Annotated in this window: 16 protein-coding genes and 3 pseudogenes; 11 read left to right on the top strand and 8 right to left on the bottom strand. The window is 35.1% G+C overall.

Annotation, left to right across the window (positions count from 1 at the left end):
- Nucleotides 1–66 precede the first annotated feature (66 nt).
- The 7 genes and pseudogenes from BN1066_RS08300 (at nt 67) to BN1066_RS21195 (ending at nt 3,194) form a co-directional block, all read left to right on the top strand.
- The gene (locus BN1066_RS08300) at nt 67–246 is read left to right on the top strand and encodes a hypothetical protein (RefSeq protein ID WP_077319016.1); all 180 of its coding nucleotides are present in this window, start codon (nt 67–69) and stop codon (nt 244–246) included.
- Between the two features lies 1 nt (nt 247).
- The gene (locus tag BN1066_RS21190) at nt 248–1,111 is read left to right on the top strand and encodes a pyocin knob domain-containing protein (RefSeq protein ID WP_077319017.1); all 864 of its coding nucleotides are present in this window, start codon (nt 248–250) and stop codon (nt 1,109–1,111) included.
- Nucleotides 1,089–1,454 (top strand): hypothetical protein, encoded by a 366-nt coding sequence (locus BN1066_RS08310; RefSeq protein ID WP_077319018.1) that lies wholly within the window; start codon nt 1,089–1,091, stop codon nt 1,452–1,454. The genes BN1066_RS21190 and BN1066_RS08310 overlap by 23 nt, the downstream gene beginning before the upstream one ends.
- Before the next feature lie 70 nt (nt 1,455–1,524).
- Complete coding sequence (locus BN1066_RS20710; RefSeq protein ID WP_245799832.1) at nt 1,525–1,605, top strand: hypothetical protein; 81 nt, start codon at nt 1,525–1,527, stop codon at nt 1,603–1,605.
- A gap of 118 nt (nt 1,606–1,723) precedes the next feature.
- Complete coding sequence (locus tag BN1066_RS08320) at nt 1,724–1,996, top strand: hypothetical protein (protein WP_077319019.1); 273 nt, start codon at nt 1,724–1,726, stop codon at nt 1,994–1,996.
- Nucleotides 1,997–2,112: 116 nt separating this feature from the next.
- Nucleotides 2,113–2,328 (top strand): annotated as a pseudogene (locus BN1066_RS08325) (phage holin); the annotation flags it as partial.
- Between the two features lie 59 nt (nt 2,329–2,387).
- A pseudogene (locus BN1066_RS21195) lies at nt 2,388–3,194 on the top strand (N-acetylmuramoyl-L-alanine amidase).
- A gap of 218 nt (nt 3,195–3,412) precedes the next feature.
- On the opposite strand, the gene BN1066_RS08335 reads toward BN1066_RS21195, so the two are convergent.
- Nucleotides 3,413–3,745, bottom strand: coding sequence for a hypothetical protein (locus tag BN1066_RS08335; protein WP_077319020.1), 333 nt, complete (start codon nt 3,743–3,745; stop codon nt 3,413–3,415).
- A gap of 21 nt (nt 3,746–3,766) precedes the next feature.
- Nucleotides 3,767–4,024: a hypothetical protein gene (locus BN1066_RS08340; RefSeq protein WP_077319021.1), complete on the bottom strand. Its 258-nt coding sequence runs from the start codon at nt 4,022–4,024 to the stop codon at nt 3,767–3,769.
- Between the two features lie 618 nt (nt 4,025–4,642).
- Between BN1066_RS08340 and BN1066_RS08345 the strand changes: the two genes are divergently transcribed.
- From BN1066_RS08345 to BN1066_RS20725, 4 genes and pseudogenes are all read left to right on the top strand, one after another.
- Nucleotides 4,643–6,517: a TNT domain-containing protein gene (locus BN1066_RS08345; protein WP_077319022.1), complete on the top strand. Its 1,875-nt coding sequence runs from the start codon at nt 4,643–4,645 to the stop codon at nt 6,515–6,517.
- The gene (locus BN1066_RS08350; protein ID WP_077319023.1) at nt 6,518–6,769 is read left to right on the top strand and encodes an Imm59 family immunity protein; all 252 of its coding nucleotides are present in this window, start codon (nt 6,518–6,520) and stop codon (nt 6,767–6,769) included.
- Between the two features lie 1,582 nt (nt 6,770–8,351).
- Entirely contained in the window at nt 8,352–8,948 is a 597-nt protein-coding gene (locus tag BN1066_RS08360; protein ID WP_245799749.1) for a class I SAM-dependent methyltransferase, read from the top strand.
- 604 nt (nt 8,949–9,552) lie between these two features.
- Nucleotides 9,553–9,797 (top strand): annotated as a pseudogene (locus tag BN1066_RS20725) (IS5/IS1182 family transposase); the annotation flags it as partial.
- Between the two features lie 723 nt (nt 9,798–10,520).
- On the opposite strand, the gene BN1066_RS08365 reads toward BN1066_RS20725, so the two are convergent.
- From BN1066_RS08365 to BN1066_RS08395, 6 genes are all read right to left on the bottom strand, one after another.
- On the bottom strand, nt 10,521–10,865 hold the full coding sequence (locus BN1066_RS08365) for a YqfO family protein (RefSeq protein WP_179104334.1): 345 nt from the start codon (nt 10,863–10,865) through the stop codon (nt 10,521–10,523).
- A gap of 146 nt (nt 10,866–11,011) precedes the next feature.
- Entirely contained in the window at nt 11,012–11,341 is a 330-nt protein-coding gene (locus BN1066_RS08370) for a hypothetical protein (protein WP_077319024.1), read from the bottom strand.
- A 544-nt stretch (nt 11,342–11,885) separates the two neighbouring features.
- Nucleotides 11,886–12,896, bottom strand: coding sequence for a FecCD family ABC transporter permease (locus tag BN1066_RS08380; protein WP_077319026.1), 1,011 nt, complete (start codon nt 12,894–12,896; stop codon nt 11,886–11,888).
- Nucleotides 12,893–13,909 carry a FecCD family ABC transporter permease gene (locus tag BN1066_RS08385; protein ID WP_077319027.1) on the bottom strand — a complete coding sequence of 339 codons (1,017 nt, stop codon included), beginning with the start codon at nt 13,907–13,909 and terminating at the stop codon, nt 12,893–12,895. The genes BN1066_RS08380 and BN1066_RS08385 overlap by 4 nt, the downstream gene beginning before the upstream one ends.
- A gap of 3 nt (nt 13,910–13,912) precedes the next feature.
- Nucleotides 13,913–14,830, bottom strand: a complete 918-nt coding sequence (locus BN1066_RS08390; RefSeq protein WP_077319028.1) for an iron-hydroxamate ABC transporter substrate-binding protein — start codon at nt 14,828–14,830, stop codon at nt 13,913–13,915.
- Nucleotides 14,802–15,632: an ABC transporter ATP-binding protein gene (locus BN1066_RS08395; RefSeq protein WP_077319029.1), complete on the bottom strand. Its 831-nt coding sequence runs from the start codon at nt 15,630–15,632 to the stop codon at nt 14,802–14,804. The genes BN1066_RS08390 and BN1066_RS08395 overlap by 29 nt, the downstream gene beginning before the upstream one ends.
- Nucleotides 15,633–16,101 lie beyond the last annotated feature (469 nt).

Below are 16,101 nucleotides of genomic sequence, written 5' to 3' on the forward strand. Positions count from 1 at the left end.
AAATTTATATATTCAAAGATCGATAAAGTTGTTTTGAATGGAAATTATTAAATAACAGACTTTATCATGAAGAAAATAACTGAAAATATTATTGTGCTTCATTATCTTGTTCCTGCAGCTGATGTGTCGCATATTAAAAAAATTGATTTGGTGGGTCCGGATGGTGTAGTTAGTTCTAATGATGTAAATATTCCTATGCAAGTAGACCAGAGGATGATTCAGGAAATTGAAGTAGAGGAGGGATAATATGGCGAAAACTGATTGGCATATTGATAGTGATCCTGTCAAGCCGGAGGACATGAACCAAATCGGGCAGGAAATTAACGAAAACAGGCAGGATATAGAAAAACATTCATCCGATAAAAATAACCCGCATGGTGTTACAAAAGCACAGATAGGATTGGGTAATGTTGATAATGTGAAACAAATGCCATTAAGAGAAACTAGGGTTAGTGATATAAATTTAGATGATTATAAAAGTCCAGGAATATATGCTATTGGTGAGCGTAATGAAAATTCCCCCAGTAACTTTAGTACCTTAATTGTTTTTACTTCTTATACCGATAGGATAACTCAAATGCTTACATCAGCAAACAATAGTAAAATATATTTTAGGTTTTTGAGAACTAATGCTTGGTCTAAATGGATAGAAATGGAAAATGTTGAAGGTGCACAAGAAAAAGCAAACAAAGCGAAACAAGATGCAATTAATTGGGCAAAAAGTTTTGGCTTTGGAGCAGAATTAGTTGAGGCAAATGCTGATTCTGTATCTGAAAGTGGCTTATATGCATTAACAGGAAATACACCTGATGGAAATACCTCTTATGGAGTTCATTTACAAAGAACTAATACTCATGCTGCTCAAATTGTAGTAAGACCAACAAATAAAATATATTTTAGGTCTAAAAATAATGGTAAATGGAATGAATGGTTAGTTATTTCAACAACAAACGATTTAGAGAAATTAGCAGCTCTAGTATCTAAGCATACTAGTGACAAAAGCAATCCTCATGGGGTTACAAAAGCACAAGTAGGTTTAAGTAATGTAGACAATGTCCAGCAAGCTACCAAATCGGAATTTAAAACACATGTGGCTGATACCGTCCGCTAAAAGATTGTACAAACCTGTTTTTAAAGATGGGGCGTGGATAAATGGCATATCTGACGAAGAAATAAAGCAGAAACACTTTGACCAAAAGGCTGCCATTCAAACTGAAACTGATCTGCAGGAGAGAATTAGACAAGCACCTGTGGATCTGGTGCAACTTGGCCAAACCACTACGGAACGAGAACTTGAATCAATGGAACAGGGTCAAAAGGTAACCGATTTGGAATTGCAATCCATGGAGCAAGGTCAGAAAACGACAGACCTCGAAATTCAGGCGATGGAGCAAGGTCAACTTGTCACTGAAATGGAACTACGACTACTAACATTGGAGGCGAAAGTAGGATGAATAACATCTTTGAATCTTTAAAAGAACGTTATGAAAGAATTGGTGCCGAAAGGATCAGTTGCAAAGATTTGTGCAGTTGAGTGTAATTACTTCGGAACAATATAAAGAAATTTCGGGGGAACCGTATTCAGATGATAAACAGAACAGATGAAGCTTTCCGTTGAGGAATTTGGATTGTGGTAAGTTAATACATTGCTAGTAAAAAGTTGATTGATAGTAAAGCACTGAAGTTGGTGCTTTTTTTTATGTCAAAATACAGGGGGTTAAGTATGACAGTTGAACTAGGAATTGTAATCGGTATTTTAGGGCTTGCGGTAAGTTATTTGGGTTACCAGCTAAACAAGTCTAAATCAATAAAAATAGACAGCAGAGATACCGCGGAAGTACGTTCAGAACTTGGATATATTCGCAAAGGAGTTGATGACATTCGGATAGATTTAAAAGCCAATGAGAAAAATATTGCGCACTTATCAGAACGAGTTACCAGGGTAGAAGAAAGTAGCAAGCAAGCTCACAAAAGAATTGACAATATGGAGAGTTAAACGGCTAGTCCAAACGGGCAAGTCGTTTTTTAATGTTTAATTTTAAGGGAGGAATTATTGTGAAAATCAATTGGAAAGTAAGAGCAAAGAAGAAATCATTTTAGCTAGCTTTAGTTCCTGCAATTGTATTGTTGATACAAATTGTAGGTAATTGGTTTGGCCCTGAAGTAGCAGCAGAATTACTTAACGCAGAAGCTACTAAATTTATTAATGCTGTTTTCGCTGTTCTAGTTATTTTGGGTATTGTTAATGGCCCAACAACAGCTGGTTTAAACGATAGTAAGCAGGTTTTGAATTATAAAAAGCCTAGAAAGGATAAAGATCGTAATTAAGGTGCTCATATTCATGAGTGCCTTTTTTATCTACAAAAATTCTAAAGGGAGAGGTTATTTTGGTAAAAATTATTAAAGATTTTATATCTGCATCGCAAAAGAAACAGCGACCAGGATATAAAATGAATCCAAAATACATTACAGTACACAACACTGCTAACTCTAGTAAGGCGCTGATGCAGAAATGCATAGCCGTTACTTGCATAATGGTGCAGGTGGTCGTACAGTAGGATGGCATTTTACGACGATAAAGTAATCTATCAGCATTTACCAACAACGAAACTGGCTGGCACGCAGGCGACGGAAACGGCAATGGAAATATGAAATCCATTGGAATAGAGATATGCGAAAACAGTGACAGTGACTTTGATAAGGCTGTTAAAAATGCCCAATGGCTTATTAAGAAACTTATGAAAGAGCATAACATTAGTATTAACAATGTGGTACCACACAAGCACTGGACAGGCAAAAATTGCCCACGACTTTTATTAGGTATGTGGGAAACATTTAAAGATGGCATTAGAAGTGGTAAGCCTGCTAGTGTTAGCAAACCAAGCAAGCCTAAATCATCTAGTAAGAAATATCATAGTGTAGTCGATTATATGAAGGCTCATGGCATGGATTCCAGTTTTGGAAACCGGAAACGTTTAGCTGCTAAATATGGTATTAAATACTATCGTGGTACAGCTGACCAAAATGTTAAGCTATTAAATAAATTGCAAGGTGGCAAATCACGTAAGCCAAGCAAAATCAAATCCTTTAAGCCTGGACAAAAAGTCACTGTAAAAAAATCAGCCAGCAATTTACTACAGGTGAGTCCATTGCTAGCTTTGTTAAAGGTAACAGCTATAAGATTAAACAGGTGAAATCAGATCGTGTATTGCTCGATGGTATTATGTCTTGGGTACGTAAATCAGACGTGTATTTGATATTAAAAAGTCTATTCCTTTGGTTGGGGTAGGCTTTTTTACATATGTTAGACTATCTATTCACTCATGTTTAAAAATATTTATTAAAAACTTAAAGGTAATTGAATGTCCTCACCAAGCGAATCAAGATTTTCATTAGTTGCGCCTGGGATGGCCTACATAATTTTTCTTACTTTGTTTCTATCCCTTCTTTGTTGCTTTTTATAAGCTTTAAATTCTTGTTTTGTCACCTTAAATATTTCACCATTTGCAATATTCTTGACTCTTACCGTTTTAGTTAGTAGCGGTTTAATTATAACATAAATTATAACTAAAACCGTTGATAAGTAATCTGTGGGGACCGATAGTGAAATTCCAGTAATACATAATACAGTATCTAAAGAAAATAAAGAAGGGCGTAATTTCTTTAATATTAATTTTCCACTAGCTGAAGCTTCTGCTTGCTGAAGTAACCTTTCTCTTTGTAAATAGTCTAGTAAATCACCCATACTATATCCCTCTTTTATATATTAATTATTACCAATTATATATCGACCTAAAATTATCTTTATAAATAGCCTACTAAATTTCACGGAAATGCCGTCACGCTTTTTTTGGGAAGATGACACTTTGCCTTTTTTAATACCATTCTTTTCATCCTTTGATAGCATATGACCACCTATAAGTAGTATGCCGATTGATAATGCAATAAACCAAAATTTTGTTAAAAGCCAAATTAAAAGAGCGATTGCTAAAACAGATAATAAAATTGCAATTAGCGTCTCCAATATCAATCCTCCTATGTATTTTATAGGCAAATTTTACCATGAAGAAAAGAATCTATCTATATATTTTAGTACTTTTTTTATGAAGTACCACCTCTTGTAACCATAATCAAAATGAGTTACAGGAAGGTGGCATTTTTATTTTTTCCATAAACAATTCAATAAATTTAGCACTTTTAGTATAATGCAACTAAGGGGGAATTAAGTTTCAACTGAGATGGGAGAAGATGTCTATCAAGGCGCTTTAGTAGGGGAATGTCACCGTCTTATCGACAAAACATTAGCGCAGCTAGAACAAATACATTCACAAATTAAAAACATCCAGAAAAGCATAGAAGGCATTATCGCTTTTAGATGAAGCTTTTAAAGGGAAGATAGCATTCAGGATTATTTTTAGGATAAAAGATCTATCTAAAGTTTACGTAGTTAAAAATATTCATTAAAAACTGGGAAAAATGATGCATGGTGAATGGAAGAATGTAACATTATGATTTATAAAGAGGATAAAATGCTCATTAACAGAAGCAACTAAATGTTCTAGTGATTGAAAAATTAGAAAACAGCATTTTAATTCTAGCATTAAAGGGGTAAAGAAGGAGCTAAGTATAAGGGGGATGGTTCGTGAAGCGGGACTTACAAATCAATTATGGGGTTTTGGATGATATTATAGCGGAGCTTCATTCGTATAAGAATGCTTTGGTAAAAATGAATGATTCCTTAGATAAAGTTTCTACATTTATTCAAACCAACAAGGGAAAAAGTGTTGAGGCATGGGATCAAAATATTGATACATCGAAGGATAAAATCGAAAAATACGAAACACAAATTAATGACTTGTTGTCTTTATTTGAAAACTATTTACGAGACACGACGGTTTACATATCTCCTATTTCCAGAAACCAGATGATGCGGGTAGATCGAAATGATATATGGGCGAATCTCAAGCAAATAGACAAGGGTATGGAAAGAAACGTGCTTAAGGCATTGAACCGAAGTTATCAGACACCTTCCTCTTTTTCGAGCTTGTTTGAGGATCCAACCGATGCGGAAAAAGAAGCAAGCGAGAGTAATAGAAGGAATATGGAACGCATTCAGGAAAGCATTCGATCAACAAGAACAAAACTTCAAAACAACATGGATGACTTGTGGGAGCTGTATAACACAAAGATAAAACGGTTTGAAAATGTTGATGACGCTTATAATGATTTAGCTGGAAATGTAAAGAAAAAATATACGAACTTCTTTGAGGGAGTACAGGATATTGTCGATAGTATAAACAACGGTGTGGATAATCTCGTAAAAGGGTTGGCACATAGCATAGCTGGGTTAGTTGAAGGGTTAGTAACGGTTGCGATGGATGTAGGTGTTGTTGGAATATCAGGTGCTATTCCTGATTCCATTGAACCAGCTTGGTTAAAGGAAAAAGCAGATCAAACGGTTGATAATTACACGCAAGCTATGATACAACTTTTACAAGATCCTATAGGTGTAGTGGAATCTGCTGCCCAGTCTTTCACCGACACTGTAGAACAAGAGGGAGTTATGTATGTAACGGGTGCTGCCTTGCCTTCTTTGATTCCAAGCGCTTGGGCTGTCAAGGGAGTAAAAGGGGTTTCCAAATTAGGAAGTGGAGGAAAATCGCCAAAGCTGACTGGTGGGAAACCTTACAGTAAAAGGTACTTTCAAGAGAAGGTAAATGCAGGTAAAGCAGCACTATCTAAGGTGAAAATGCCTGTGTTCTATCGAGAGCAACTTTCGACAGGCTATTCTACAATTCCGATGATTGGAGTTGGCTCAAAGCCTCTTGGTGAAATTCACCCGCAAATGTATACGGTAACTGAGGGTAGGATTGAAGGTAGTAAGAGAGCTAGTGATATTAAGAAGCATATGGATGACGTTTTAAAAAGATCAACATGTTCTCCAAAGGAATTACACAACTACTTGAATAATATCGATAGTAAATTAGCTGAGGAATTTACCAATACTGGAAAATGGCCAAAAGATATACAAATACCTAAAGACTCTAGCGTATTAACAGCAGATGGAAACATAGACTGGTCACAGGTTCCAAATGGAGGGTATGTGTTGGATGAAGCAGGAAATGCAATCAAAGAGGCATATATACCGAAAGTAGGGGAAATCATTGATAGATATGGAGCAAATAATGGCAGATACACTTCGCCTGTGAAAGATGGTATACCTTATAGTTACGATCAGAGGTCACTACCGTATGTCGAAGACTCCTCAAAATACCATCAGTATAAAGTTGTTGGAGATTTTAACAAGATAAGTAATTATATTGATGATGCTTCTCCCGAATTAAAAAAGGCTGTAGAAGGCTATATGAAAAAATACAACCTAAAAATGGATGATTTAACTACACAAGCTGGAAAAATTGCCCCTGGATTTGGGTCAAAAGGGTATGGCGTACAGTATGAACTTCCTATGCCAGTAAGTTTATTAGAAGATTTAAAGATACTTTTGGAGGTAAAATAGATGAATCTTGAAGAAGCAAAAAAAATTATTGAAAATGAAAAATTGGAGAATTATGTGATGTTTTCTGATGGTTTGAATAAGCCAAACAAGGTCGTTATTCAAGAAGCAAAAAACAATTGGAAGGTTTTTACGAATGATGAAAGAGCTGTCGTAACAGCAGAAAAATGTTATTCATCTTTGTCTGAAGCATTAGACGACTTCATTGAGAGATTAAGAGGAGACAAAGCATATAGGGATTATTTAAGCAGATAATAAAAAAATGAAGTGGATAAAAAGCAATTTATGAATGGAAAAAACTTAAGACACTTTCCGTTTAAAAGATTATGCACAGTTGTCTAAAAATCTGTGGATAAGTGCATGTAATATACGGGTAATATACAAAAGCACTCTAAACCCCTTGTTTTACACGCTACCTCAGTTCTCGAAGCGTTAATATATCAACGTTCAAAGCCCTTTTTCCTCTTTTGGAAAGAGGGCTTTTTTATGATAAAAATTGGTTTGTGACCATGTAATCACTGAACGTATCTGCAGTCTTTTTAGCAACAAATTGGGTGACATGTGTATAACCATTTTCTTTAAAATCTGTAATAGGTAAAGTATTGTTGCGTTTAGGCGCGGGTTTCCCCCTCGTGTTTTTACTAAACGGGGGAAATCATTAGCAATATAGCCATGAGCTTATGCATCACGTAACGATGTTTTTATTTTAAGAAGCACTTCATGTGTTGTTTTTCAAGAATGTGTTTTAGCATATTCATCAATTTTCTTTTGAACGACAATAACATTTAAATCTTTTAATTGGATATCCTAAATAAGTTTAATAACCGCTAAAGTACGAACAATGATGTTTTTCAAATCCTCATCCGAATTGCAATTCTTGATTGCTTCCTGTCAATTGGTGGGCGTATTCGCCTTTATATTCCGCTTCAAATCGCACCCCAATCAATAAGCTCTTTGGCTTCATGACGTAAATGCGCCATGCTTACCACCCAGTTGCTTAGCTTTCTTGTCGTATATGCATAGCGTTGTTAGTTTTGCCGCGTTTGCCAATGTAAATTGTCTCAGTGCGAAAGTCTTTGCTAATATCGCTAATTTTCGATTGATTTTTCTTAAATTTTGTCTGTTCATTCATGCCTGTATCTCACTTCCGTTCGTCCTGCCCTTAAAGAACGATGAATCTGTGCTATATTCACATCCTCATTTTTGAAATCAACCGCCATATCAACACGGCTCAAACGATAAGTTTACTCATCAGATTCAATCAACCTAAAGAATTTGTGTAGATGAATCAAGTATTATCATTTTTCAATAAAATTTTATGCAATTACAAATATTCAAGAAACCGGTATAAATGTATTATACGGATTTTATATACTTAGAAACTATAAATATATTTATTAATATGAACTGGTCTTTATTTTCTCCTAATATACTAGTAAACATTAGATATTAGTATTTAAATTACCTAAAAATAGCAACTCAAATATCGCAATAACACCAATTTTTAAAGCAATAAATATAATTTGGATATTAGTATTGTGTTTGATTTGATAAATCGAGCGAAATGATTTAATTTGTGATATGATAAATTGATATTTTGAAAGAATGGCTTTAATCCAGTTGCGAGTGAGAATATGAAAATTATATGTAGTCCAAGTACTTGTAAAGTACACTACTAAATAAAAAGTGTCTAAGTACAATATAGAAAGTAGGAAAAAAATGATTCCTTTAGTATATGATCAGGTTAATGGTTTGTGCAAAGACGATGAGTTCTTTTTAGCACTATTAAAAAAGTTGCATATAAAAAATAGCTGATTTAGGTTGTGGAACAGGAAGATTGACATCTCATTTTGCGAAAGAGGGCTATCGTATTACAGCTATTGATCCAAATAAAGAAGCGATTGAATATGGAAAAAATAAAAAGTATCCAGGCGATGTGACTTGGATTGTTGGTGACAGCTCAAATTTACAGGAGAATACGTTTGATGCTGTTATAATGACAGCAAATGTTGCGCAAGTATTTCTTACGGATAAAAGTTGGCAACGTAACATTTCCGATGTATATAGGGCATTAAAACCTGGAGGGCATTTTATTTTTGATATTCGTAATCCATTAGCAAAAGTGTGGGAACAGTGGGAAAAAGATAGGACTCCCGACATTGCTATGAATCAAATGAGTGGCGACAAACTTGAAATTTGGACGGAATACGATGGATTTGTTGAAGATATTTATACTTTTTATGAAACTGTGAAAAATGCACATACCGGTGAAGTTCTAATTCGTGAAAAGATGCAACTTAAATTCCGAACACAAGAAGAAATCGATGAATCATTGCAACAAGTAGGTTTCTCACAAATCCAAGTTTATGGAGATTGGGAGTTTAAACAAGCAACTGAGGAAACCAAATCTTTTATTTTTCATAGCGTAAAATAAGTTTCTTAAAAAGTTTTCTTATTCCTTAAAAACAAGATGGAGTATTGTCCCATATGTTTCTCTGATCGGCAGGCCGAATTAAATAAGCATTTGAGATTAATACTTTATTAAATTTTATGTATGAGCTATGGGTTATAGATAAAAGAATAATTAATATTGTATTCAACTAGCAGCTATCATTGGTTCAAGTTAGTTCAAATCACATAGTATCTATGCAGATTGATACTTTTTTATCCAATTATAGTTTTTACGGTTATTGATATAAAAGGATTTTTAAGGAATGGTTATCTTTAGAATTAGGAAGTATATTTCTCAAAACATTAAAAATCCTTGTTACTATTGGGATACAGCTTTTTCTCATATCGTGGAAAGTGCTGTTTTTTGTTTGAAGTTATAGTGACGGCTACCATATTTAAAATCCACATAGTTTTTAAAGCAGATGGGCTGTTTTTTTGTAGCATTGGTGACCTGGGTATAGATAGATGTTCTTCCGTTCGTTTACGTCTTCACTTGCTTCTATCTTTTTGTCATATTCTTTAACCATCACTTTTCCACCACTTTTACAAGTTCTTGGGAGATAGTTCCTCACGCCATCTTTTGAGAGCGTAATAGTTATTCTAAAACGGATTACGATGCCGCTGTCATGCGAATGAAAGATGATTATACACTTGATTATGATTGTTTCCTAATCCAACAGATATATATACATTCATTCCTTTTCTAGATAAAGTCGAGAAAAGCTACCTTGGGTTCCCTGCATATATCATCGCTGATTCAGGCTATGGAAGTGAACAAAATTACGAAGATGTGATGGTTAGCGGAAAGAACACCACGTTGATTACGTTGAACAATTAAAATCTATGAGTGTAGGATTGTTCGGATTATCTGTTGCGTTCGTAATGTACAAAAGCAGAAGGTCGAAAAATATACTGTAACGAAAAATGGGAACAACAAAAATCATGCTTAAGACAGCAGCTTTCAGAATAAAATAAAGTTTAATGCCAATAGTAAGAATAAAAATAACAACAAGATAAAGTGGGTGTTCTGATACTAGTTCGTGCTCAACGCTGATCATGGGACGAAAGTAGATGTGATTCGAAATATAACCGTCACAAATCTCGGTATATTATTGCCTCATTGAGATGTAATATTTCACCTCTTGTTCAATCATCGCTACTGACTTCACAAGTTTAAAGGATAATGTGATTAAAGGTATAGCCAACATTATCGCGATAATTATTAAAAATTTTCGATTCATACAAACCTTCTTTTCTATATTTATTTGCTAAATTATTTGTTTTTCTGTTAACATTCAATGTTGATGATTTACCTATTCTATGAATTCCGCGTATCCAATAGGAATCCATGTAAAGACTAAGTTTACTCACCTCTGCATATCGATCATTTGCTTCGAAAACCTAACAATGAAAGTACGATAACAAGACAATTATTCAGAGAAAAATAAATGTCCGTCTTGAGACAAAACGCATTGCTTTTAATTAACCGGAATTTTATAAAAATTAAACAGAGTTCCAATTAAGGTTGTATTCGTGCAATCGAATTGTAGCGCCATCAGACCATCCCAATGTTAACCATATGTAACCCCTTTATAAAAACGCATTTTTTGTGATGTATATAAGAATGGGTACTTCTTATAATAGCTTTTACTTCTTCCACTTTTTTATATGAAGCTCTAAATTCCACTTTGCATTTTGAACCATAGGATATATTTTCTTTTTTACCTTGAAAGGGGTTAGATGCTTCCAAGGGCTGCCAATATCCTTTTGTTTCACCGTAAGAAACAAAAGGATCATAGTCTCTAACAGTAATAAGTCTATATTTGTTTAGTTCATTACGTAATAGAAATATGTAATCTTCAGGCAGAAGTACTTCAAACTTAACATATTCAAAATTCAATTGGGTTCTTCTTTTTATTTAAATTTCCGTTTTGTAATATCCTCCAGCCAAATACCTGGGGACCTAGGTTCATTATAAATTTTTAATATATTCATGTTTTACTGTGTAATAACTCCTTTTATAAAAAGAAAGGTTGCATGGTTCGTTTATCCCCACCACATAGCTAAAACAAATATAGACCAACATGAAGTAAAAAAACCAACTATAAAAATAACAAACGAATATCTGGAAGAAATGTTTTTACTTAGTATTTTCTTTTTAGCTGCAATGTAAACTAATAGCAAGGAAACTAAAAACATACCAATACTAATTATGGTGCTAACTGTTAAATAATATATAGGATGAATAGCTGAGTACACTTCTTCATTCAAAAAATATGCCAATCCTTGACCGTATAAACCTAATATGGTAGCCATAGAAAGACAAATAACGATGAAAAAATAAAATATCACTATTTGTTTTTGTCTTCCAATCAATTCATATTTCACCTCCAACCAACTACGTAGCTATAGCGATAATAATTCTATTAGGCAATTTTATCGCAAGGTGTTAACTGATTTACATTGTATCGCAATTTCATTCCATGTTAAAATCTTAAATTACCAATATTTTGATCTTTATTCGATTTATAGTAATCTGTTAAACACATTTTTTGATATTTTGTTTAACCAATTAAAGCTTAAAAGCTATAAACAGGAGCTTGTGCAAATAGAAACAATTAAAAAGAGGGTGGCTAAAAAACCAAAGATAAAAAGTGGATTAACATTGGAAACTCATTTTTTTTTATTCCATACTATTAAAACTGTTTATTTTTATTTAGCAAAAACTGACTAGTATCATTCTAGCAGTTACAACACGTATTAAAATATGGAGTACGAAATTAATTTTTAACGTGTTTATTTTCAGATTCATTGCTTCTGATTTTTTCACATAGATCGTACTACTCCCATCAAAGGATATATACCTCAATAAAATTCAAGTCACACAAGTAGACGAGTAAGTCTCTGCCCACTCGCCTTGTCACTTGCTTCGTAGTAATAGATAAATGAAATATGGTGCACCAATAATGGCCACAACAATGCCTGTTGGAATTCCATCAGGCGGTAAGATATTTTTGCCAATCGTATCTGCTATTAATAACAACCAACCGCCAATTAAAACAGCGATAGGCAAGAATAACTGGTGTCTTGGACCCACAAGCCCTCTTGCGATATGTGGTGCCATCAAACCAATAAATGCAATGCCACCTGTAACGGAAACAGTGGCCGCTGCTAATGCTGCTGCTACAATTAATAAGATAACTCTTTCTTTTTGAACTTGCATTCCAAGGCCGATTCCAACTGGTTCACTCATACCAAAAATATTTAATTGATGCGACTTCATGTATGTATATGGAAATAAAATTAGAATCCATGGAAGTAGTGCCAGTATGAACGGCCAGTCCGTCCCCCATATATTTCCTGCCAGCCAGTTCGCAATAAAGTCCACTTTTTCTCTTTTAGCACCGGACATGAGTACGACCATTAAACCAGAAAATGCCATCGAAAATCCGACTCCAACAAGGACAAGATGTACAGGCTTTACTCCCGTTTTCCTTTGATAAGAAAATAAGTAGATTAATATTACAGTGGTCATTGCTCCTATAAAAGCAACGATTGGTATCATATAAACAAAATTTCCAATCTCTATTGGCATGAATAAAAAGAATACTGCAATGGCTACCCCTGCTCCGGAGTTGATGCCAATGATTCCTGGATCGGCCAAGTCGTTTCGTGTTAATCCTTGTAGAATGGCTCCGGAAAGTGCCAACGCCATCCCAGCTAATACAACAATAATAAGCCGTGGTAAGCGAATCGAGAAAAAGACAAAATCTTCTTTGAATGTTCCATCACCCAAGATAGTCGGAATGAAGCGATCAATAGACACAGATGACGGGCCAACACCGATTGCTATAACGGAAGTGATGAAAATGAGCACTACTAAAATGAGTATAATAATACGTTGTTTTCGTATCAGATGTGATGAGATCATTGTAATGCTCTTCCTCCTTTTCGAACAACGAATAGAAAGAATGGAAGCCCAAGAACAGCTACAATGGAAACAACTGGCGTTTCCATTGGTGCGTGAATCGTTCGACCAACCAAGTCTGCAAGTAACATAAAGATGGCGCCGGTAAAAATGGACATCGGAATAATTTGACGATAATCTACACCGACTATTGCTCGTACGATGTGTGGAATCATTAATCCGATAAACGCCAGATTGCCAACTAAGGCCACTGCAGCACCTGCTAAAATGACAATAACGATAAATAATAACCAGCGAATCCGTTTGGTATCTTGCCCTAAGCCAATGGCAACCTCTTCATTTAAGCTTAAAATGGTAACCTGTCGAGAAAGGAATAAGGTAATTACCAACCCTAAAATAATAAACGGAACAATAATAGATAATTGGTGCCAAGTAGTTCCAATTGCACCACCAGCAGTCCAAAGGGAAATGTTTTTCGAAAGTTTGAAATATAACCCAATACCATCGGCAACGGCTTGAAGAAAGATAGAGATTGCCGCACCTGCTAAGACTAACTTTACAGGGGTAAATCCACCTTTTTTTATCGATCCGATACCAAAGACAAGCCCGGCCCCCATGGCAGCACCAATAAAGCATGCGATCATAATACCAAATGTATCTACTTTTGGTAAAAGTGCGAGCGCAAATGCTAATGCAGCATTTGCGCCGGATGTTAAACCAAGTAAACCTGGATCTGCTAATGGATTTCGTGTCATCCCTTGCATAATCGCACCTGATACAGCTAGTGCAGCACCAACAAACATCACTGCAACTTCTCGCGGCAAGCGAATATTTCGGATAATAGAATAACCATCTCCATTATCTTGTTGGATGAGTGCATGAAAGACATCGGAAAAGCTGGTCTCTTTTGCTCCTACTTTTATTGCAATAATGAAGGTGAATAAGCATAAAGTGATGGCTATTATTAATTTGATTGGGAAAGCTGAATCATGGATTTCTTTTTCTACTTGCTTCACTTTTTATTCCCCTAAAAATTTTTCTTTAAAGAACTCGAGTTGAAATTCAAGTGTGGATGCATCATTGAAATAAAATTTTTTCCCATCAATGACGAATACATTTCCTTTTTTTACAGCCGGGATACTTTGGAAAATGTCTGATTTTAAGTATGATGTATCTTTCGCACCGGATTGATCACTAATAATTAAATAATCACCAGCAAATTTTGGAATTACTTCTTCCGACAGTGCATAATATCCGTCTTTTAAGGCGTGTTTCTTCACAGACTCCGGCATTTTCAGCCCCATTGCTTGATATAAAATTTCTGTACCTCTACCCCAGTTATTACCAAATACATACCATTGTTTATCAAATTTTTCGATTACCGATACGGTTGCATCTTTGCCGATTTTATCTTTGATTTGTTTACCTACTTCAGCAGTTTCTTTCTTAAAGTTTTCTACCCACTCGCGTGCTTCTTTTTCTTTATTCACTAGCTTTCCAATTTCAATATGTTGTGTTAAATAATCTACTTTTCCATAAGTATAGGTGACGGTCGGAGCAATTTCTTTTAGTTTATCCAAGTTTTTTGTGGTAGATAAACCAATGATTAAATCCGGTTTTAATTCGATTATTTTTTCTAAATTATCTTCTGAAACGGTTTCAACATCTTTTAATTCTTTAAAACGGGGATTATCTTTTGCCCATGAATCAACTCCAACCACATTGACTCCAAGTTTCAATAAATCACCAGTAAATTGACTTAGTACGACAACACGCTTTGGATGGGCCGGAACTTTGATAGGACCGTTCTCAGATTCATATGTAATCGTATCTTTTTCCGTTTTACTTGATTCATCATCTTTGTTCTTTTCTTCGTTCGTATTACAAGCACTAAGTAAAAGAATGATACTAAATAGCAGTATGAATAGTCTTTTCATGATTGTTTTTCTCCTTTTGTTTTACAAGATCATAGGTCATACACATCGGCTTTCCTGTACGTGGGTCTTTTCCAATCTCGCCATCAATTTCATACACATGTCGCAACATTTCCTTTGTAAATACTTCCTGTGGACTGCCGGATTGAATAATTTGACCTGCACGCATGGCGATTAAAAAGTCACTAAAACGAGCAGCCTGATTAATATCATGCAGTACCATGACGATCGTACGACCTTCTTCTTTATTCAGTCGTTCCAATAATTGTAAAACATCCAGTTGATGTGCCATATCAAGATATGTTGTTGGTTCATCGAGTAAAATAATATCGGTCTCTTGTGCTAGAGCCATTGCAATCCATACACGTTGTCTTTGTCCTCCAGATAACGCATCAACCGTTCGATGTTTAAACGGTAAAATAGCAGTTACTTCCATTGCCCAATGAATAGCTTCTATATCTTGCTGTTTTAATCTGCCAAATCCGTTTTGATGTGGGAAACGACCATAAGATACTAATTCCCCAACCGTTAACCCACTTGCACTATCCGGTGTTTGCGGGAGAATTGCCATTTTCTTTGCGACGTCTTTTGTCTTCATGGTTGCAATTTGGGAACCGTCTAAAAGTGCCGTTCCTCCCTCGTATGGAATAATCCTTGTAATTGCTTTTAACAAAGTAGATTTTCCACAACCATTACTACCAATAATAGAAGTAATTTGTTTATCTGGAATTTCAACGGATAAATTATCGATAATCGGTTCTTTACCATAACCAACACTTAAGTCGTTCGTCGCTAAACGAGACATCATATACTCACCTCTGCTTATTTTTCACCAACTAAATTTGATAATGACCATTGAATAATGCAACGGTTGATAATCGGCTACAGTTTTTGCAAAACTTATCCCGTATCTAAGGTGCCGTCAGGCTCTTACTGCAAGAATTTATAGAGAATACGAAAAGTAAAGTCTAAGTATGAGATAACGGCAATAAATGCCCGATTCGTTTGGAACGACAGGATTAGAGATACTGCTAATAGACATCGCACGCAGAAAAGTGTTTTTCTTTTCAAGGATAAGGAAAGCTTCTTGAATAAGCATCGCGATTTTTCAAGAACAAAGAAGCTTCGAGAGCGATACACCGCAGTTTTTCAAGGACAAGAAAAAGCGATTGTCGGTGATACATCACGGTTTTTTCAAGAACGCACGAGATTATAGCCTTTGTTCTACTTCTTATAAGTAGTGAATAATGCAAATCCGTATTGAATAAAGGTTC

This window comes from Virgibacillus proomii (assembly GCF_900162615.1).
Classification (GTDB): domain Bacteria; phylum Bacillota; class Bacilli; order Bacillales; family Amphibacillaceae; genus Virgibacillus; species Virgibacillus proomii.

Excerpts from the sequence above, each read along its gene's own strand:
- BN1066_RS08300 (WP_077319016.1), top strand. The coding sequence starts at position 67 with ATGAAGAAAATAACTGAAAATATTATTGTGCTTCATTATCTTGTTCCT.
- BN1066_RS21190 (WP_077319017.1), top strand. The coding sequence starts at position 248 with ATGGCGAAAACTGATTGGCATATTGATAGTGATCCTGTCAAGCCGGAG.
- BN1066_RS08310 (WP_077319018.1), top strand. The coding sequence starts at position 1,089 with ATGTGGCTGATACCGTCCGCTAAAAGATTGTACAAACCTGTTTTTAAA.
- BN1066_RS08320 (WP_077319019.1), top strand. The coding sequence starts at position 1,724 with ATGACAGTTGAACTAGGAATTGTAATCGGTATTTTAGGGCTTGCGGTA.
- BN1066_RS08335 (WP_077319020.1), bottom strand. The coding sequence starts at position 3,745 with ATGGGTGATTTACTAGACTATTTACAAAGAGAAAGGTTACTTCAGCAA.
- BN1066_RS08350 (WP_077319023.1), top strand. The coding sequence starts at position 6,518 with ATGAATCTTGAAGAAGCAAAAAAAATTATTGAAAATGAAAAATTGGAG.
- BN1066_RS08380 (WP_077319026.1), bottom strand. The coding sequence starts at position 12,896 with ATGATCTCATCACATCTGATACGAAAACAACGTATTATTATACTCATT.
- BN1066_RS08390 (WP_077319028.1), bottom strand. The coding sequence starts at position 14,830 with ATGAAAAGACTATTCATACTGCTATTTAGTATCATTCTTTTACTTAGT.
- BN1066_RS08395 (WP_077319029.1), bottom strand. The coding sequence starts at position 15,632 with ATGTCTCGTTTAGCGACGAACGACTTAAGTGTTGGTTATGGTAAAGAA.